The sequence below is a fragment of the Streptomyces sp. NPDC007991 genome (assembly GCF_042958445.1).
Lineage (GTDB): Bacteria > Actinomycetota > Actinomycetes > Streptomycetales > Streptomycetaceae > Streptomyces.
In genome coordinates this window covers 197,391-215,562 of sequence record NZ_JBIBJD010000008.1, presented here as the reverse complement: position 1 = coordinate 215,562, position 18,172 = coordinate 197,391, and the positions used below count along the sequence as shown (strand labels likewise).

The window sequence follows — 18,172 nt, the reverse complement described above, 5'->3', positions numbered from 1 at the left end:
GAGGCAGCAGGCTCAGGAGATGCCGGCACGCGATCCCGAGGTGATGGTCGTGCCCGGCACGGACCGTGCCTCGACGCGGCGTAGCCACAGCAGGCCCCCGGACAGCAGCACCGCTCCGGTCAGCAGCCACGGCAGCGGGCCCGGCCGCAACGCGCCGACGACGAGTCCGGTGAGCGCGCCGACCAGTTGCAGGGCGAGGGACTGGACGGACAGGGCGGTGGCGCGGCCGGCGCTGGTGACGCGGCGGTGCAGCAGGTCGTTCTGGTTCGGGGACGCGGCACCGATACCGAGGTAGAGCAAGCAGAAGCCGAGGACCGCGAGGGCCGTGGCGACCGGATGCGTGGTGGTTGCGGTGACGCAGAGCAGCAGCATGCCGACCGCGCCCGTCCCGAGACAGACCAGCACGGCCCGCTCGCCACTGCCCGCGACCCTGGCGGCGAGCGGCGCGAGGTGGCTGCCGAGACCGTTGCAGACGAAGCCCGCGCAGGCGAGCGCCGCGTACACCATCGCTCCCGAGCCGGGCGCTCCGGTCAGCTCGACGGTGCGGCCCGGGATGAGCAGTTCGATGGTGGCCAGGGCACTGCCGACGGCCGCGGCGGTCAGCAGCACCCGGCGGACCAGCGCGTCCCGGCCGCCCAGCCGCAGTCCGCCCAGGACGGTGACCGGGACGCCGCGCAGCACCGAACGCAGGGTGACCGGCCCTCGCGGCGGCTCCCGCAGGACGGCCAGCACGTAGCAGACGAGGACGACCCTGAGTACGGCTCCCAGCAGCAGCGGAACGGACAGCGGCAACACCGCACCCGACGTCGCCTCGCTCAGCCGGGCGCCGAGATCGGGCCCCAGACCGAGCAGCCAGGGCAGGGCGCCACCGAGCAGCATGCCGGCCGCGAGGGCGGCGGAGGTCGCGGAGCCGCCCCGGGCCAGGCCCGTGCGCAGCTCGGTGTCCGGGCCGGAACACTCCTGGACGGTGTCGACGTACCACGCCTCGGCGGTGCCGCTGCCCAGGGCCCGGCCCACGCCCATGAGCACCAGGCCGGCGGTGAGCACCCACACGGTGGTGCCGAGGCCGACCAGGACGCAGGCGACCACGTTGAGCACACCGGCCGTGGCCAGGACCGACCGGCGTCCGAGGACGTCGGAGAGCCCGCCGGTGGGCAGTTCCAGCGCGGCCACCGTCAGCGACTGGGCGGCGAAGAGCCCCGCGATCGTGGCCAGGGACATGCCGCGCTCGCTGAACAGCAGGACCATCGAGGCCAGGCTGAGGCCCGCCGGCAGCCATAAGAACGCACAGACGGTGACATAGCGGCGGCGAACGGTCCGCAGCTCGGGCAGCTCGGTCGGCTCGGTCGGCTCGGGCAGCTCGGTCGGCTCGGGCAGCTCGGTCGGCTTGGTCAACTCGGTCATCAGGCGCCCTCGCCGTCCGAGTCCTGACGGCCTGTGTCCCCACGGTCGTGCGGGGCGAGCGGCAGCCCGGCGGTGAGGATCAGGACGTTCTCCGCGCGGGGGTCGTCCGCGTCACGGGCCGTCAGCTCCTCCAGCTTCCGGGCCAAGGCGTCCCAGAGCTCGGAGAGCGACTCGGCCGTCAGCCGGGGCATGAGGTCGCTGATCCCGGACGGCTCCACCCACTCCTGGCCGAACCGCCCGGCGGCCATGTCCGCCTCGTGCCGGGCGAGGGACGTCTCCAGATGCTCAAGCTGCCGCCGTCGCGCCAGGCTGACGAAGGCACGGCCCGCCTCGCAGGACTCCATCGCCTCGTTGCTCCAGGACGTCACGGTGTGCCGGGCCCGCCAGCGCCGCTCCCGCCCGTCCCGATGCTCGGCCTCGGCGATGAACGCGTACTTCGCCAGCACCCGCAGGTGGTAGCTGGTCGACGCCGACGACTCCCCCGTCCGCGCGGCGAGCTCACTGGCCGTGGCGGGCCCGTCCTGCCGCAGCAGTCCGAGCAGCTGGATGCGCAGGGGGTGGGTGAGGGCCTTCAAGGCGTCCGTGTCGTGGCCTGGGTCGAGTACGCGCTTGTGCTCGTCGCTGTCCATGCCGGGAGGGTAGGCGACCACCGGCATTTACCAAAAGACATTTTGCAAAACTTGTTTTGCTTACTCTTGTGGGGAACGATTACCTGCCCGGACGGCCCGAGAACAGACGACTCGAAGGACTAAGGTCGGGGACATGGCTTCTGAAGGCGCGGAGTACGACGAAGCGGACGACCCCAAGGCCACGGACCCGAAGGCCACGGGCCCGGCGGCCGCAGCCCCGAAGACCGCGGACCCGAAGACCGCGGACCCGAAGGTCGCGGCGGCCATCGCCGCTGCCGAGGCCGCCGGGCCGCAGAGCGGCCAGGCCGTCCGTGTCGACAGCTGGATCTGGGCCGTACGCCTCGTCAAGACCCGTTCCCTGGGCGCCACCGCCTGCCGGGGCGGACACGTCCGCGTCAACGGCGAGCGTGTGAAACCCGCCCACGCGGTACGTGTCGGCGACGAGGTGCGTGTGCGGCACGAGGGCCGGGAGCGGGTCGTCGTCGTGACTCGGCTGATCCGCAAGCGGGTCGGCGCCCCGGTGGCCGCGCAGTGCTACATCGACAACTCCCCGCCGCCTCCGCCCCGCGAAGCCGTCGCCCCGGCCGGCATCCGCGACCGCGGCGCGGGCCGCCCGACGAAACGGGACCGCCGCGAAATGGAACGCCTGCGCGGCCTGGCCGGCCCCGGTCCGGGCCCCGGTCCGGGCCCCGTACCCGGCCCGGCCTCCGGCGGCGGCTTCGGCCCCGGCGGAAGGTCGGGCAGACCGAGGCCGTGAGCAGCGCACTCGGCGCGATCACGCCCGCAGCCGCAGCAGGCGCAGCAGGTCCGCGTTGTGCCTCCGCCGCGCCCAGGCGATGAGGGCGAGCGGCACGAGCAGGATGACCGGCGTCGCCGCGTACTGCCCGTCCATGACGGTGATCTGGACGATGAACGCGCCCACCATCAGCGCGCCCAGCGCCATCGCCGCCACCGACTGGAGCACGGGGATCAACAGGGCGACCGCTCCGGCCAGTTCGAGCACGCCGATGGTGTACATCCCCGCGCTGCCCCAGCCGAGCTTCTCGAACGACTCGGCAGCCGACGGGTGCGCGATCAGCTTGGGCACGGCGCTCGCGATCCCGAAGATCAGGGCGAGCAGCACCTGGAGACCGCGCAGTGCGATCCGGGCACGCCGCCCGCGGGCGGTGGCGGACTCGGCGATGACGACACCGGCCGGCGCCGAGGGGGCAGGGGTGGCGGGAGCGTTGGACTCGGACATGGAGGTCTCCTGGGGGAAGCGGTCCGTGATGATGCCGCAGGGATAGACCGCCCCTCGTCCTGGAACTCATCGCCACCCGGCGGATTTCTTCCGATCCGCTCCGGCCCCGCCCGTCACGGGCAGAGCCGCCGGAGTCTTTCGGCTGGGTAGGGAGTCGTCCTGCTCACCTCCTGGATCGTGCGGTAGAAGTCCGTCATCACGGCTGCCACCGGGGCATGGCGAGTGAGGATCTTCGCCGTCCCGGATGGCACCCCGGTGGGCTGCTGTCCTTCGGCCCAGGCCTGTATCAGTGGTCCACGGGTCTCCCAGTGGTCGCCGTACAGCGCGGCGACCAGCCAGTTCACGAGGTAACTGGCCGTATAACAGCGGTCGTAGCCGACATGCCGGTCGTAGAAGTCGGTCTCGGCGGGTGAGAGATCGAAGCGGCTGGACAGGGCGAGGCCGTAGTCGGCGAAGTACAGGCGGCGGCCGTCGGTCAGGACGTTCTCGAAGTGGGCGTCGAAGTGGAGCAGCCCCCGGCTGTTCATGAAGGACGTACCGGCCCGCAGTTCCCTCTCCACGAGCGAACACGCCCGGTCGAGAACCGCGCCGCCTGTTCGTACCTGGTCCGTGAGCCACGCGTGCAGCGTCTGGGGGACGTACTCGAGGAACAGCGCGACGCTCGCCGAGGACCGCCGCAGTGCCTCGATACGACGCCGCACTTCCTCGCTCCCTCTCCAGTAGGCCACGGCGCGTTCCACATCGGCCAGTTCCTTCGCCAGGGTGGGTGCCTCGTCCGGCAGCACCCGCCAGTGGTACATCAGCGGAAATCCCTGGAACTGGCCGGAGAGCACCCAGTTCGTCGTCATCGTGTGGACGGCGACCTCGCGCCACGCCCCGAAGCCGGGTCCGCCGACGCCGTACTGGCAGAACGTGGGGAGCCCGAACACGTTGGCCGTGGACCGGAGGTGTTCCGGCCGCCGCTCCAGGTCCGTCAACGGCACCCGCTTCACGAAGACCGGCATGCCGGCCACGTCCGTCCGGGCCGATGTGCCACCGATGCCCGTCCCCAGTGGCACGGCCGCATCCACCAGCTCACGCAACTCGGCGTCGCCGCACAGCGCCAGGGAGGTCGAAACCGCGTCGTAGCCGGTCAGCCGCCCGGACGTCCCCGCCCCGTCCGACTCCTCACGCACCCCGCACGCCTCGGCCGCCGGGCACCGCCCGCACCCAGATCCGGTCCTCCGTCAGGTACCGGTCCACCCTCAGGCCCGCCTCCTCCAGCGCCTCCTCGAACTGTTCCCTCGTCAGGGGGCGTGCCCGGAACGTCTGGGTCCAGACCGCGTCCGGGAACTCGTACTCCGCACGAACCGAGTTGACACCGTCGCCGACCGGCTCCGACGACACGATCCGGACGGTGAAGCCGCTGGGGTCCACCCGCTCGCGCGGCACGTTCACGTGGTAGTCCTCGCCCTCCCGCTGGATCAGCACGGAGCCGCCCTCCGCGACATGGCGCACACACGTGCGCAGCAGGCCCCGCCGCACTTCGGCGTCCCCGGCGTGCACGAGGAACGACGCCAGCAGCACCACGTCGAACGTCTCGCCCAGATCCAGGTCCTCGATCGGGCTGCATATCGTCCGCGCCCCGCGTACCCGCGTCAGCATGTCGGCGGACTCGTCCACCGCCGTGACCTCGAACCCGCGCTCCAGCAGCGCATGCGTCATGCGCCCGACGCCGCTGCCCAGCTCCAGGATGCGCGCGCCCGCCGGCACGGCCGCCGCGATGATCTCCGGTTCGTCCCCGACGGGCAGCCGCGAGTAGAGCTCCACCGCGCAGCCGTCCGGGGTGATGGCCCCGGGTCCCGTCCCCTCGTACCCCTCACGCATTTTCAGCTCCATGCCCGCCCAACGGACCACACCCGCACGCCCGTTCCCGTCCCCGCCCGTGTTCACCCTCCCGAGTGAACGACGACGCGCGCCGGCCCGGCTCTCCCTGTTGGTCGGTGTCCGCGGTGAGGGGTACGTTGCAAAGAGGAGCGGAGATCGTGATGCGTACAGGCAGTGAACCGACGACCGCGCGCAGTGCCCTGCGGGCTCGCTTCTGGCTGAGCCTGTGGGGGCTGGTCTGGGCGCTCTTCGGAACGGTGGCGTTCACACTCGCCGGGCGGACGGGCTGGGCCATCGCCTGTGGCGCGTTGCTGCTGGTGGTCACGATCGACCTCGCCATCGTCCTCAGGCACATCCGCCAGGGCCCGCACTACCAGCCCGGTCCCGACATCCCGCCCTACCGTCCGCCGGAAGATCATCCTTGATGCGGACCGATCGCCCCCGACGCAGACGGATCATCTCCGAGGCAGATGCATCACCTCTGAGGGAGAAGCATCACCTCTGAGGGAGAAGGGGACCGCCGCTCACGAGTCGAAGCGCGCCGCCTTCAGGAACCGCGGGTTCGGGTCCAGCGCGGCGGCCAGGCGGAAGTGGCGCTTGGCCTGGTCAGGGCGGTTCTGCCGCTCATACGTGCGGGCGAGCGCGAAGTGCGCGAACGCGTTGTCCGGCTCGCGCTCCAGGACGATCGAGAACTCCAGCTCCGCAGGCCGCAGCTGCGCCGCCGCGAAGAAGGCACGGGCGCGCAGCAGCCGCGCGGCGGTGTTCTCGGGATGCGCGGCGATGACTTTGTCGAGCAGCTTCACCGCGCCCCGCGGGTCCCGCGCGGCGAGCAGTTGCTCGGCGGCGCGGAAGTCGATGACGTGCGTCTCCGGGGTACGTCCGGTCGAACCGCTGGTCTCGGGCACAGCAGAGTCCTTCCCTCACTGCGAGGGTTCAACGCCCCCGAGCGGTGCCGCTATTCCTGGGGGGACGGCCGGGACGCCTGCGACCTGCGTGTCAGCTCGGCCCACACGTCCTTCACGCGGCGCTCCAGGTCCTCCAGCGGCACGTCGTTGTCGATGACGATGTCGGCGATCTCCCGGCGCTGCTCGCGGGTCGCCTGGGCGGCCATCCGCGCGCGGGCGTCCTCCTCGGTCATGCCCCGCAGCCGGACGAGCCGGTCGAGCTGGGTCTCGGGGGTCGCGTCGACGACGATCACGACGTCGTAGAGCGGCGCCAGGCCGTTCTCCGTGAGGAGCGGGACGTCGTGCACGACGACCGCGTCCTCGGCGGCGGCTTCTTCGAGCTCGCGGGAGCGGGCGCCCACGAGGGGGTGCACGATCGCGTTGAGCGTGGCGAGTTTCGCCGCGTCGGCGAAGACGAGGGAGCCGAGCCTGGGCCGGTCCAGGCTGCCGTCGGCCGTGAGTACCTCCTCGCCGAAGGCCTCGACGACCGCGGCGAGCCCCGGGGTCCCTGGTGCGACGACCTCGCGCGCGATGCGGTCCGCGTCGATCAGCACGGCACCGCGCTCGACGAGCAGCCGTGACACCTCACTCTTGCCGGCGCCGATACCGCCGGTCAGGCCCACCTTCAGCATGAGCCGAGCTTAGGCCCTGCCGGTGACAGGGCCCGGTCCAGGTCTCCCCGGGCTCAGCCGTCGCCTTCTCTCTCCGCCAGGAACTTTTCGAACTCACGGCCGATCTCGTCCGCCGAGGGGATGTCCACCGGCTCGGCGAGCATGTTGCCCCGGGTCTCGGCGCCCGCGACCGCGTCGTACTGGTGCTCAAGGCCCTCGACGAGCGCGGTGAGGTCCTCGTCGCCCTCGCGGATCTGGCGGTCGATCTCCGTCTGGGTGCGGTGGGCGTCCGAGCGCAGCGCGTGGGCGATGCCGGGCAGCACCAGTCCGGTCGCCGCCGTGATGGCCTCCAGGACCGTCAGGGCCGCGTCCGGATACGGGGAGCGGGCGATGTAGTGCGGGACGTGGGCGGCGACGCCCAGGACGTCGTGTCCCGCCTGGAGCAGGCGGTACTCGACGAGGGACTCGGCGCTGCCGGGCACCTGCGCCTCCTCGAACGGGCTGCGGTGGCCCGGGACGAGGTCGGTGCGGTTGCCGTGCGGGGTCAGACCGACGGGCCGGGTGTGCGGGACGCCCATCGGGATGCCGTGGAAGTTCACCGACAGACGGACGCCGAGCCGCTCCACGATCTGCTTCACGGCCGCCGCGAAACGCTCCCACTCCACGTCCGGCTCCGGGCCGGACAGCAGCAGGAACGGCGCTCCCGTGGCGTCCTGGACCAGCCGCACCTCGATGGCCGGATCCTCGTAGTCGCTCCAGCGGTCGCGCTTGAACGTCAGCAGCGGGCGACGGGCGCGGTAGTCCACGAGCCGGTCGTGGTCGAAGCGGGCGACGACCTGGTGGGGCAGCGAGTCGAGCAGCCGGTCGACGATCTGGTCGCCCGTCTCGCCCGCGTCGATGTATCCGTCGAAGTGGTAGAGCATGACAAGACCGGCCGACTCCTGGGCCAGCGCCATGTCGACGACGGCCAGCCCCTTCGGCTCCCATGCGTACAAGCCCTGCGGATCAAGCACAGTGACCGCTCCTCCCGGTGTTCGTACTGCACAACACCCTTGCGGGCGCGGGCATTCCCCGGAGAAGGAGAACATTGATCTTGGTAGCCGGGACAACGCCCCCTGATACACGACAACGCCCCCTGACCCACACTGAGCCCCTGACACACGCTGAGGGCCCGCACCTCGAAAGGTGCGGGCCCTCAGTCAGGAGCTACAGCTCAGTGGGCGTTCAGCTCTGCCCACCCGCCAGCTTCTCGCGCAGCGCGGCGAGCGCCTCGTCCGAGGCCAGCGCGCCGGAGTTGTCCGGGCCCTCGGAGGAGTACGAACCGCCACCGCCGGACGCGGCCGGAGCGGCGGCCTCGCCACCCTCGGCAGCCGCCTGGGCGTCCGCCTCGCGCGACTTGATGACCTGCGCCTGGTGCTGCTCGAAGCGCTGCTGCGCCTCGGCGTACTGGCGCTCCCACTCCTCGCGCTGCTTCTCGTAGCCCTCGAGCCAGTCGTTGGTCTCGGGGTCGAAGCCCTCGGGGTAGATGTAGTTGCCCTGGTCGTCGTAGGACGCGGCCATGCCGTACAGGGTCGGGTCGAACTCGACCGCCGACGGGTCGGCGCCGAAGGACTCGTTGGCCTGCTTCAGCGAGAGGCTGATGCGACGGCGCTCGAGGTCGATGTCGATGACCTTGACGAAGATCTCGTCGTTGACCTGGACGACCTGCTCCGGGATCTCCACGTGGCGCTCGGCCAGCTCGGAGATGTGGACCAGACCCTCGATGCCCTCGTCCACGCGGACGAACGCACCGAACGGAACCAGCTTCGTGACCTTGCCGGGCACGACCTGGCCGATCTGGTGGGTGCGGGCGAACTGCTGCCACGGGTCTTCCTGGGTCGCCTTCAGCGACAGGGAGACGCGCTCGCGGTCCATGTCGACGTCGAGGACCTCGACCGTGACCTCCTGGCCGACCTCGACGACCTCGGAGGGGTGGTCGATGTGCTTCCAGGACAGCTCGGAGACGTGGACCAGACCGTCGACGCCACCCAGGTCCACGAAGGCACCGAAGTTGACGATCGAGGAGACGACGCCGGAACGGACCTGACCCTTCTGCAGGGTCGTGAGGAACGTCTGGCGGACCTCGGACTGGGTCTGCTCCAGCCAGGCACGGCGGGACAGGACCACGTTGTTGCGGTTCTTGTCCAGCTCGATGATCTTGGCCTCGAGCTCCTTGCCCACGTAGGGCTGAAGGTCGCGGACGCGGCGCATCTCGACCAGGGAGGCCGGGAGGAAGCCACGGAGGCCGATGTCGAGGATGAGACCACCCTTGACGACCTCGATGACGGTACCGGTGACGATCCCGTCCTCTTCCTTGATCTTCTCGATGGTGCCCCAGGCACGCTCGTACTGGGCGCGCTTCTTCGAGAGGATCAGGCGGCCTTCCTTGTCCTCCTTCTGGAGAACAAGGGCCTCGATCTCGTCACCGACGGCGACGACCTCGTTGGGGTCGACGTCGTGCTTGATCGAGAGCTCGCGGCTCGGGATAACGCCTTCGGTCTTGTAACCGATGTCGAGCAGGACCTCGTCCCGGTCGACCTTCACGATGACGCCGTCGACGATGTCGCCGTCGTTGAAGTACTTGATCGTCTCGTCGATCGCGGCGAGGAAGGCTTCCTCGTTACCGATGTCGTTGACCGCTACCTGCGGGGTGGTGGCGGTGGTCTCGGTGCTGCTCGTCATGTGGGAAAGGGCTCCGGTACGGACATTGAAGTCGTAGGTACTGCTACGCCGGGAGCCCGTTTCGCTCTGCAGAAGCCGGACAGCCAAGGAAGCGCCACACAAGATCGGTGGCGCCTCGACAACCGAGGGGACATACATACAGATGCGAGCGCAGCCTGCTACGTCTGAGGTGCGCAGGCCCGCAGCGCAACTTGTAGCATACGGGGGCAGCCGGGCAGGGTCAATGCGCGAAGCCGCCCACCCGGGGCGGAACACCGCATACCCGGCACAAGTCGTGTCGTCCGAGGCCACGCAGGGCGTGCGACGCCCGCTTCGTGCCCCCTCCGGGACCGGCTGGACGGAAGAGTACGACGAGGGAGCCGATCATCCAAGAGCCCGAAGCGTCCGAACCAGAGGCGACCCGGCGTGACGCAGATGTCATGGAGAGCTCCCGGGCCAACCGGGGCTGGTGGGACCGCAACGCGGACGAGTACCAGATCGAGCACGGCACCTTCCTCGGCGACGACCGCTTCGTGTGGGGCCCCGAGGGTCTGGACGAGGTGGAGGCCGAACTGCTCGGCCCGCCGGAGGACCTGAAGGGCAAGGACGTCCTGGAGATCGGCGCGGGCGCGGCGCAGTGCTCGCGCTGGCTGGCCGGCCAGGGAGCCCGCCCGGTGGCCCTGGACATCTCGCACCGGCAGTTGCAGCACGCGCTGCGCATCGGCGGACCCTTCCCCCTGGTGTGCGCAGACGCCGGCGCGCTGCCCTTCGCGGACGGCTCGTTCGACCTGGCCTGCTCGGCGTACGGGGCGCTGCCCTTCGTCGCCGATCCGCGCCTGGTGCTGCGGGAGGTACGCCGGGTGCTGCGGCCCGGGGGCCGTCTGGTCTTCTCGGTGACGCACCCGATCCGCTGGGCCTTCCCCGACGAGCCGGGACCGGAGGGGCTGTCGGTGTCGGGTTCGTACTTCGACCGCACGCCCTACGTCGAGCAGGACGAGGAGGGCCGCGCGGTCTACGTCGAGCACCACCGCACGCTCGGCGACCGCGTCCGGGACGTGGTGGCCTCCGGCTTCCGGCTGGTGGACCTGGTCGAGCCGGAGTGGCCGGCCTGGAACACGTCCGAGTGGGGCGGCTGGTCGCCGCTGCGCGGGAACCTGATCCCGGGGACGGCGATCTTCGTGTGCGTACGAGACTGAGCGTGTGATCCGTTACGACGCTCTGGACGCCCTGCCCGTACGCGGTGCCCTGCCCGCCCTGGACGACGCCCTGGAGGGGCACGGCACCGCCGTGCTCGTGGCGCCGCCCGGCACCGGCAAGACGACCCTGGTGCCGCTGGTTCTGGCGGGGCTGCTCGCTCAGGGGCCTCGGCGGCGGGTGATCGTCGCCGAGCCGCGGCGGATCGCGGCACGGGCGGCGGCGCGGCGGATGGCGTGGCTGCTGGGCGAGAAGGTGGGCGAGAGCGTCGGCTACACGGTGCGCGGGGAACGCGTCGTGGGGCGGCACACGCGCGTGGAGGTCGTCACGACCGGTGTGCTGGTGCAGCGGCTGCAGCGGGACCAGGAGCTGGCCGGTACGGATGTCGTGGTGCTCGACGAGTGCCACGAGCGGCATCTGGACGCGGACACGGCGGCGGCGTTCCTGTGGGACGTGCGGCAGACGCTCCGTCCGGAACTGCGGCTGGTGGCCGCCTCGGCGACGACCGACGCGCAGGGGTGGGCCGGGCTGCTGGGCGGGGCTCCGGTGGTCGAGGCCCCGGGAGTGGCGCATCCGGTGGAGGTCGTGTGGGCGCCGCCGGTGCGGCCCGTACGTCCGCCGCACGGGATGCGGGTCGATCCGGCGCTGCTGACGCATGTGGCGTCGGTGGTGCGGCGGGCACTGGCCGAGCGGGACGGGGACGTGCTGTGCTTCCTGCCGGGCGTGGGCGAGATCGCGCGGGTCGCCGGGCAGCTCGGCAAGCTCGGGGACGTCGAGGTGCTCCAGGTGCACGGGCGTGCGCCCGCGGCCGTCCAGGACGCCGTGCTGGCCGGCGGGGAGCGGCGCCGGGTGGTGCTGGCCACGTCGGTGGCGGAGTCGTCGCTGACGGTTCCCGGTGTGCGCGTGGTCGTCGACTCCGGGCTGGCGCGGGAGCCGCGCGTCGACCACGCGCGCGGGCTGAGCGGACTGACGACGGTACGGGCGTCACAGGCGGCCGGGCGGCAGCGGGCGGGGCGGGCGGGGCGTGAGGCGCACGGGGTGGTGTACCGGTGCTGGGCGGAGGCCGAGGACGCACGTCTGCCGCGTTTTCCCTCGCCGGAGATCAAGGTGGCCGATCTGACGGCGTTCGCGCTTCAGGTGGCGTGCTGGGGGGATCCGGACGCGTCCGGGCTGGCGTTGCTGGATCCGCCGCCGGGTGGGGCGATGGCGGCGGCGCGGGATGTGCTGGCTGCGGTGGGGGCCGTCGACTCCGTCGGGAGGGCCACGGAGCGGGGCGCTGCGCTGGCCCGGCTGGGGGTGCATCCCCGGCTGGGGCGGGCCTTGGTGGATGCGGTGCCGTTCGCGGGTGCCGAGCGCGCCTCGGAAATCGTCGCCCTGTTGAGTGAGGAGGTGCCCCGGGAGTACGGCGATGATCTGGCGGGTGCGTTGCGTCGTGCTCGGCGTGGGGGTGACGCCTATGCCTCGCGATGGCGGAGCGAGGTTCGGCGGCTGCGGGCCGTTGTTTCGGGGGTTTCCCACCCGCTCACCCGTAGCTCGCATCCAGAGGCGCAGGTCGACGCGTGGGCGAACTCCTCGGAGGAACACCAGGCCGGGCTCGTCGCCGCTCTCGCCTTTCCCGAACGTGTCGCCAAGGCCGACGGCGGGTCGTATCTCATGGCGTCCGGAACCCGTGCCGAGGCCGGGGACGGGAGCACGCTGCGTGGTTCCCCCTGGATCGCTGTCGCCATGGCCGACCGGCCCGTCGGCAAGGGGCACGCGCGCGTGCAGCTCGGGGCTGTGGTCGACGAGGAGACGGCCCGGCTCGCGGCCGGCGCGTTGCTGGAGGAGCGGGACGAGGTGCGCTGGGACGGTGGGGACGTCGTGGCGCGGCGGGTGGAGCGGCTGGGGGCCGTGGAGTTGGCGGTGCGGCCGCTGAGGGACGCCCATCCCGGGCTCGTCCGCGGTGCGCTGCTCGACGGGCTGCGGAGGGAGGGGTTCGGGCTGCTGCGCTGGTCGCCGGAGGCGGGTGTCCTGCTGCAGCGGCTGGCGTTTGTGCGGCTGCACCTCGGTGAACCGTGGCCGGACGTGTCCGACGGCGCGCTCCACGCGCGCGTGGAGGAGTGGCTGGAGCCGGAGCTGAGCCGGGCCCGGCGGCGGGCCGATCTGGCGCGGATCGACGCCGGGGAGGCGCTCGCGCGGCTGCTGCCCTGGGCCTCCGGTGAGGCCGGGCGGCTCGACGAGCTCGCCCCGGAGCGGATCACCGTGCCCAGTGGGTCGAGGATCCGCGTCGACTACTCCCGTCCCGAGCAGCCCGTGCTGGCGGTGAAGTTGCAGGAGATGTTCGGGCTCCAGGAGTCGCCACGGGTCGCCGGGGTGCCGTTGCTCGTGCATCTGCTGTCCCCGGCCGGGCGTCCGGCCGCCGTCACCGCCGACCTCGCCTCGTTCTGGAAGGACGGTTACCGGGGCGTGCGGGCGGAGCTGCGCGGGCGCTATCCGAAGCATCCGTGGCCTGAGGACCCGGCCGGGGCGGAGCCGACCCGGCACACCAGCGCCCGGCTCAGGCGCTGACCACCGTGCGGCTCAGGCGCTGACCGGTGACGGTTCCTCGGCCTGAGCGGGGGCGGGGCCGGACGGGCGGCGGCCGCGGGCCTCCAGGTACAGCGCGAGGGCCAGCAGGAGGACGCCGAGGGCCAGGGAGCCCCACGGCCCGTAGGACGTCATCAGCAGGATGAGCAGGCGCTGGGATTTCACCAGGTCGACGGTGTGCGTGATGTAGTCCTCGCGCATCTTCACGTGCCCGGCGAACGCGGTCACTTTGTCGCGGTCGCCGAGGAGGGTGCCGCCGCGCAGTTCCTCCTGGTGAAGTTCCTCGCCGTAGACGGGGGCGCCGGTGAGGGGCTCGACCCAGAACTTGCGGACCGTGGTGTACCAGCGTGTGGTGCCGGTCTCGGCGACCGACTCGGGGGTGAGGCCCGCCACGGGCAGCGTCTTGGGGATCCGCACCTTGGTCCAGGGGATGGTCTGCTCGAAGTAGTAGACCTCAAGGCCGCGGAAGTCCCGGGTGCCCTTGTAGTGGATGGGGGCGGTGAGGCGGGCCTGGGCGTCGAAGTACTCGTAGTCCCGTTTCTCCGTGAGGAACGGCCATTTGAACTCGATGCCCTCGCGGCGCACCGGGTCGCCGTCGACCGTCTCGCCGGTGGCGTGGACGGGTTCCTGGGTGTGTGCGTCGAAGATGTAGCGCTCCGGGACCTTCGACACCATCTCGCCGTCGGGGCCGACGACGTAGGACAGGCCGTCCCAGACGACCACGTCCCGGCCGGCCGACTCCTCGATCCGCTCGGAGGCCTCCACGTCGCCCTTGAGGGTCTGCACGATGGTGACCTTGGGGACGGTGCGGGCCCGCATCGTGCCGTAGTCGAGGAGGGTGGCGTTCTCCGCCTCCAGGACCATGTCCTGGTACTGGTTCGCGGGGATCTTGGCGAGGCGCGGGAAGGCGTACCAGCGCAGCAGCGGGGACAGTGCCGCGAAGAACACGGCGAGGGCGAGCAGGACCAGGCCGGCCTTGCGGCGCATCTCGGCCTCCCTCCGGCGGGCGGTCAGGGGTGTGCGGGCACCGTCGTCAGCAGCGGCTTCGGGGACGTGCCGCCCGAGGGGGAGCCGAGGGCGGTCAGCGTCAGGACCAAGGCGAACGCGACGGCGAGACCGGTGGCGGCGGCGATGAGTACGCGCATACGGGGCCTCCCCACGGGCTGAACTGATACACCGTCAGTTTCCTCGGCACCGTAGCAACGCGCGGCTGAGATGAGAACACGTCGCACACACAACGACGCCCCTCTTGAAAGAGGGGCGTCGTCCGTCGTACTTGAGAGCTACGCGCTCGGGCCGGCCGAAGGGCTCGGCGACGACGTCTCGGCGGCGGCCACCGTCAGTTCGACGGTGAGGGTCGCTCCGCCTTCGGTGCCGACGCGGAGCAAGAACGTGCCGGTGGTGTCGTCCGCGTAGAGCTTCGGCAGCATCAGCAGGCCCTTCGCGTCCGTCTTCAGGCCCGTCAGGGTGCGGACGGCCTTGCCGTCGGCGTCCTTGAAGTAGGGGCCCTTGTCGTTGGCGGCCGGATCGTCCGCCGACTTGATCAGCGTGGCGGTGGCCGCGACGCCGTCCGCGACGGCGCCCTTGTATGTGGCCTTCACCTCGACCTGGTTCGCGAACTCACCGCCCGGGGTGCAGGTCAGCGCGGCGTCACCGGTGCGGACGAGGGTGTCGGCGGCGCGTTCGGTGACGGTGGCCGTGTAGTCGAGGCCCGCGATCGTACGGCCCACGACGGTGGCCCGGACGGTGACGTCGCCCGTCCTCTCCCCCGCCTGGAGCGCGGGCGCGACGGCCACTCCGGAGCTGTTGGTGGCGACCGTGGCCACGCTCTCGCCGCCCGTGAACGTGGTGTCCGTGTCACCGACGATCGTGAAGCGGATCCTGACCTTGGCGACGGCCTTGCCGGCCTTCGTCTCGGCGCGGGTGCTGATGCGCTTGGTGAACGTGTCGCCCGCCATCGCGGTGAGCTTCGCGGTCCCCGCGTCCTCCAGGTGGTGCACCGTGTCGGTGGGCGTGGGAGACGTCGAGGGCGGTGTACTCGGGGAGCCGGGCGGGGTGGCGGGCGGCGTGGTGGGCTTGGGCGACGTCGTGCCGCCCTCGCCGGGGCTTTCGGGCCTGGGGCTGGGCTTGGGCTTGGAGCCGCCCGCAGCCGGCGCGCCGGGCGTGCTCGGCGCGGAGGGGCTGGAGCTCGATCCGGCCCGGTCGTCGCTGCGGTTGTCGGGCAGCGTGCCGGTGCCGTCGGGGACCTCGTGCGTGCCCTTGCGGTAGTACTCCAGCCACCGCATGACCAGGTTCAGGTATTCACGCGAGTTGTTGTAGCTGAGGATCGCGCGGTCGAGGTCGTTCTGGTCGGACAGGTCCCAGTTGTTGCGGCACAGGTAGTGGCCGGCGGCGAGCGCGGCGTCGTAGACGTTGTTGGGGTCCTTCTTGCCGTCGCCGTTGCCGTCGCGGCCGGCCCACGCCCAGGTCGACGGGATGAACTGCATGGGGCCGACGGCCTGGTCGTAGCTGCTGTTGCCGTCGTAGGCGCCGTTGTCGGTGTCCTTGATGAGGGCGAAGCCGTTGCCGTCGAGCTGGGGGCCGAGGATCGGCGAGACGGTGGTGCCGTCGGCGGTGACGCGGCCGCCGCGGGCCTGGCCCGACTCCACCCGGCCGATGGCCGCGAGGAGTTGCCAGGGCAGGTTGCAGCCGGGCTTGGAGTCGCGCAGCGCGGCCTCGGCCTTCTTGTAGGCGTCGAGGACGGTCGCGGGAATGCCCGCCTCCGCCGTGCCGGAGGGGGTGGGGAGCGGCCCGGTGCTCGGTGCCGGGCTCGGGCTGTTGAGCGGCGGCAGGTCCGTGTAGTACGGCGAGTTGCCGGTGGCGCTGCCGTCGGAGGCACTCGCGTCGGGGGAGGGTGCGGCGTCCGCGGCCGGCTGTCTGCCGTGGTCGTTCACGCCCGGAGCCTGGGAGGCGGACAGGGCCGCGACCGCTACCGCGGCCACGGCGGTGGTTGCCGCCCCCTTGCGCAGCCTCCTGCCGAATTGCGCCGCCATAGAGTGAACCCCTCCCGTGGACGCCCGAGCGCCCGTCTCTGTCTGTCGCGCGCTTGTGTTGCGTGCGCCTACTGCTGTTGCGCTCGCTCTGTTGTGACGATCGACCGGCCCGAGTGGTTGCCCTCCGACAGGCCCGACTCCTGCCACCGGCACGGTGACCCTGGCGACCCTACGACAACTTCCTTTGCTCGGACACCCGTTCGTGCCCGTTTTTCACCAGTTGGTCATGTGGCGAGCGCGGCGGGCGGGCCGGTGTCCGGCATCCCGCATACTGAGCGCTCCGATCGCCCGGGCAACGACCGTCACGAGGAGCCGAGTTGCCGTTCACGCTGAGCCACGCGGCAGCCGTACTGCCCGCCGTACGCATCGACGGCACCGGCCGGGGCCCACTGGTGCCCGCCGTGCTCGTGGCAGGTTCCTTCGCGCCCGACTTGACCTATTACGCGGCGAGTGCGGTGTCCGGGGCGATGGAGTTCGGTGATGTCACGCACTCGTTCCCGGGTGTGTTCACGGTCGATGTGCTCATCGCCTGGGCGCTGGTGGGGCTGTGGCTGCTGCTGCGCGAACCGCTGGTGGCGCTGTTGCCGCGGGCCCGGCAGGGGCGGGTCTCCGCGTTGGTGCGGTGCGGGGCGCCACGCGCGCGTGTGCGGCCGTCCCTGGTGCTGCGGTGGTACGCGTCCGCGGTTGTCGGCGCGCTGACCCATGTCGTGTGGGACGCGTTCACGCACCTCGACCGGTGGGGGATGCGGCTGTTTCCGGTGCTGGGCCGGGAGGTGGCGGGTTCGCCGCTGTACTGGTACCTGCAGTACGGCGGTTCGGCGGTGGCCGCTGTCGTGATCGCCGTGTTCGCGGTGCGGGCCGTGCGGCGGGCGCCGGCGCGCGAGCCGGTGAGGGTCCCGGTGCTGTCGGTGCGGGAGCGGTGGCTGGCCGGTGTGGTGATCGGCGGCTTCGCGCTGGTGGGAGCGGTGCAGCGGGCGTCGCGGTGGTGGGCCTACTGGGGTTCGGTCGCGAAACCGTGGGAGATCATTCCGACGGTGTGCTTCGGGGCGGGCGCGGGGCTCGTCCCGGCGCTGCTGCTGTACGCCCTGGGGGTCAGGGCGTGGCGTCCGGCTCCGGGCCCGGTCCTGGGCCTGGACCCGGGTGGTCCTGGCCGTGTCGGTGACGAGGAGCCGAGCCGGTCGGCCGCTCGCTGAGAGGCGCTGTGGTCGCGATGTACACGGTGATGGTGGTGTGCGCGGGGCGGCGGGGCCGTGGCAGCAGGGTCAGGACGAGCGTCAGGTAACTGCGGGCCCGGTCCGCCCAGGGGCGGCCGGTCCTGCCGGGGCGATCGGACTTGCCTGGGTGCTGGGTGGCAGGGACTGGGGCGCCGGTGAGACCGAGGATGTCGAACACGTCGCCGGGACCGGTGAGACCCGCGATGGCGGGGATGTCGCCGGCGCCGGGGCGCCCCGGGACGGCCGTCACGTCGCCTGCGCCGGTGCGCCGGGTCGCGGTGGACGCCTCGCCGGCGCGCGTGGGAGCGGTCGGCCACCGGACCTCGGCCAGGCGCCGCCGCAGGTCCGCCGTCGTGCGGCGCAGGCCCGTGGTGAGGCCCGCCGGGACGCGAACCGTGCCGGCGGCGGCCGCGAAGGGCGGGACCGGCGGGAGTGCCACGCCTGGGGCCGTGCGACGGAGGAGCGTGCGTATACCCATGCCCGCATCTTTGCGACCGCCGGGGGCGGGGGCCCTTTGTCGAGGGCCACGCGAGTGACGTTTTCCGCGGGTGTTCAGCGGGGGTGGCGGGCGGCCCCGGCTCAGGACCTGGCCGAGGGCACTCCGCACCAGGCTGTGCACCGCCGGCTCCCAGTCGACGGCGACTAGGGGCGGACGCCCCCGGCGCAAGGCCAAGCCAAGGGCACTCCGCACCAGGCTGTGCACCGCCGGCTCCCAGTCGACGGCGACTAGGGGCGGACGCCCCCGGCGCAAGGCCAAGCCAAGGGCACTCCGC

At 71.9% G+C, this 18,172-nt stretch carries 18 protein-coding genes; 5 read left to right on the top strand and 13 right to left on the bottom strand.

Going from position 1 to position 18,172, the window contains the following annotated elements; all coding sequences use genetic code 11:
- Window positions 1–12 precede the first annotated feature (12 nt).
- Window positions 13–1,404, bottom strand: coding sequence for an MFS transporter (locus ACFZDA_RS24130; protein ID WP_391085173.1), 1,392 nt, complete (start codon window positions 1,402–1,404; stop codon window positions 13–15).
- Window positions 1,404–2,033 carry a helix-turn-helix domain-containing protein gene (locus ACFZDA_RS24125; protein ID WP_391085170.1) on the bottom strand — a complete coding sequence of 210 codons (630 nt, stop codon included), beginning with the start codon at window positions 2,031–2,033 and terminating at the stop codon, window positions 1,404–1,406. The genes ACFZDA_RS24130 and ACFZDA_RS24125 overlap by 1 nt, the downstream gene beginning before the upstream one ends.
- A gap of 133 nt (window positions 2,034–2,166) precedes the next feature.
- On the opposite strand from ACFZDA_RS24125, the gene ACFZDA_RS24120 reads away from it, so the two are divergent.
- The gene (locus ACFZDA_RS24120; RefSeq protein ID WP_391085167.1) at window positions 2,167–2,790 is read left to right on the top strand and encodes a S4 domain-containing protein; all 624 of its coding nucleotides are present in this window, start codon (window positions 2,167–2,169) and stop codon (window positions 2,788–2,790) included.
- Between the two features lie 18 nt (window positions 2,791–2,808).
- On the opposite strand, the gene ACFZDA_RS24115 is transcribed toward ACFZDA_RS24120, so the two are convergent.
- The 3 genes from ACFZDA_RS24115 to ACFZDA_RS24105 form a co-directional block, all read right to left on the bottom strand.
- On the bottom strand, window positions 2,809–3,273 hold the full coding sequence (locus ACFZDA_RS24115) for a DoxX family protein (protein WP_391085164.1): 465 nt from the start codon (window positions 3,271–3,273) through the stop codon (window positions 2,809–2,811).
- Window positions 3,274–3,386: 113 nt separating this feature from the next.
- Window positions 3,387–4,448: a protein kinase family protein gene (locus ACFZDA_RS24110; protein ID WP_391085161.1), complete on the bottom strand. Its 1,062-nt coding sequence runs from the start codon at window positions 4,446–4,448 to the stop codon at window positions 3,387–3,389.
- Window positions 4,441–5,139 carry a methyltransferase domain-containing protein gene (locus ACFZDA_RS24105; RefSeq protein ID WP_391085158.1) on the bottom strand — a complete coding sequence of 233 codons (699 nt, stop codon included), beginning with the start codon at window positions 5,137–5,139 and terminating at the stop codon, window positions 4,441–4,443. Before ACFZDA_RS24105 ends, ACFZDA_RS24110 begins: the two co-directional genes overlap by 8 nt.
- Before the next feature lie 161 nt (window positions 5,140–5,300).
- On the opposite strand from ACFZDA_RS24105, the gene ACFZDA_RS24100 reads away from it, so the two are divergent.
- Entirely contained in the window at window positions 5,301–5,564 is a 264-nt protein-coding gene (locus tag ACFZDA_RS24100) for a DUF6343 family protein (RefSeq protein WP_391085154.1), read from the top strand.
- Window positions 5,565–5,663: 99 nt separating this feature from the next.
- On the opposite strand, the gene ACFZDA_RS24095 is transcribed toward ACFZDA_RS24100, so the two are convergent.
- From ACFZDA_RS24095 to rpsA, 4 genes are all read right to left on the bottom strand, one after another.
- Window positions 5,664–6,044, bottom strand: coding sequence for a tetratricopeptide repeat protein (locus ACFZDA_RS24095; protein WP_391085151.1), 381 nt, complete (start codon window positions 6,042–6,044; stop codon window positions 5,664–5,666).
- A 50-nt stretch (window positions 6,045–6,094) separates the two neighbouring features.
- Complete coding sequence (coaE, locus tag ACFZDA_RS24090; RefSeq protein ID WP_391085148.1) at window positions 6,095–6,715, bottom strand: dephospho-CoA kinase; 621 nt, start codon at window positions 6,713–6,715, stop codon at window positions 6,095–6,097.
- A 53-nt stretch (window positions 6,716–6,768) separates the two neighbouring features.
- Window positions 6,769–7,707 (bottom strand): PAC2 family protein, encoded by a 939-nt coding sequence (locus tag ACFZDA_RS24085; protein WP_037672104.1) that lies wholly within the window; start codon window positions 7,705–7,707, stop codon window positions 6,769–6,771.
- 211 nt (window positions 7,708–7,918) lie between these two features.
- Entirely contained in the window at window positions 7,919–9,415 is a 1,497-nt protein-coding gene (gene rpsA / locus ACFZDA_RS24080; RefSeq protein ID WP_010039549.1) for a 30S ribosomal protein S1, read from the bottom strand.
- 419 nt (window positions 9,416–9,834) lie between these two features.
- Here rpsA and ACFZDA_RS24075 point away from each other — a divergent pair, with 419 nt between their 5' ends.
- Together ACFZDA_RS24075 and hrpB are read left to right on the top strand one after the other, a co-directional pair.
- Window positions 9,835–10,590, top strand: a complete 756-nt coding sequence (locus ACFZDA_RS24075) for a methyltransferase domain-containing protein (RefSeq protein WP_391085143.1) — start codon at window positions 9,835–9,837, stop codon at window positions 10,588–10,590.
- Window positions 10,591–10,594: 4 nt separating this feature from the next.
- Entirely contained in the window at window positions 10,595–13,135 is a 2,541-nt protein-coding gene (hrpB, locus tag ACFZDA_RS24070; protein ID WP_391085140.1) for an ATP-dependent helicase HrpB, read from the top strand.
- 12 nt (window positions 13,136–13,147) lie between these two features.
- On the opposite strand, the gene ACFZDA_RS24065 is transcribed toward hrpB, so the two are convergent.
- The 3 genes from ACFZDA_RS24065 to ACFZDA_RS24055 all read right to left on the bottom strand — a co-directional run bounded on the left by ACFZDA_RS24065 (window position 13,148) and on the right by ACFZDA_RS24055 (window position 16,185).
- Window positions 13,148–14,140 carry a porin PorA family protein gene (locus ACFZDA_RS24065; protein WP_391085137.1) on the bottom strand — a complete coding sequence of 331 codons (993 nt, stop codon included), beginning with the start codon at window positions 14,138–14,140 and terminating at the stop codon, window positions 13,148–13,150.
- A 23-nt stretch (window positions 14,141–14,163) separates the two neighbouring features.
- The gene (locus tag ACFZDA_RS24060) at window positions 14,164–14,298 is read right to left on the bottom strand and encodes an SPW_0924 family protein (protein ID WP_391085134.1); all 135 of its coding nucleotides are present in this window, start codon (window positions 14,296–14,298) and stop codon (window positions 14,164–14,166) included.
- Window positions 14,299–14,436: 138 nt separating this feature from the next.
- Window positions 14,437–16,185, bottom strand: a complete 1,749-nt coding sequence (locus ACFZDA_RS24055; RefSeq protein ID WP_391085131.1) for a lytic murein transglycosylase — start codon at window positions 16,183–16,185, stop codon at window positions 14,437–14,439.
- 317 nt (window positions 16,186–16,502) lie between these two features.
- Here ACFZDA_RS24055 and ACFZDA_RS24050 point away from each other — a divergent pair, with 317 nt between their 5' ends.
- Entirely contained in the window at window positions 16,503–17,378 is an 876-nt protein-coding gene (locus ACFZDA_RS24050; RefSeq protein ID WP_391085128.1) for a DUF4184 family protein, read from the top strand.
- On the opposite strand, the gene ACFZDA_RS24045 is transcribed toward ACFZDA_RS24050, so the two are convergent.
- Window positions 17,278–17,877 (bottom strand): hypothetical protein, encoded by a 600-nt coding sequence (locus ACFZDA_RS24045; protein WP_391085126.1) that lies wholly within the window; start codon window positions 17,875–17,877, stop codon window positions 17,278–17,280. The two genes, ACFZDA_RS24050 and ACFZDA_RS24045, sit on opposite strands and share 101 nt — an antisense overlap.
- Window positions 17,878–18,172 lie beyond the last annotated feature (295 nt).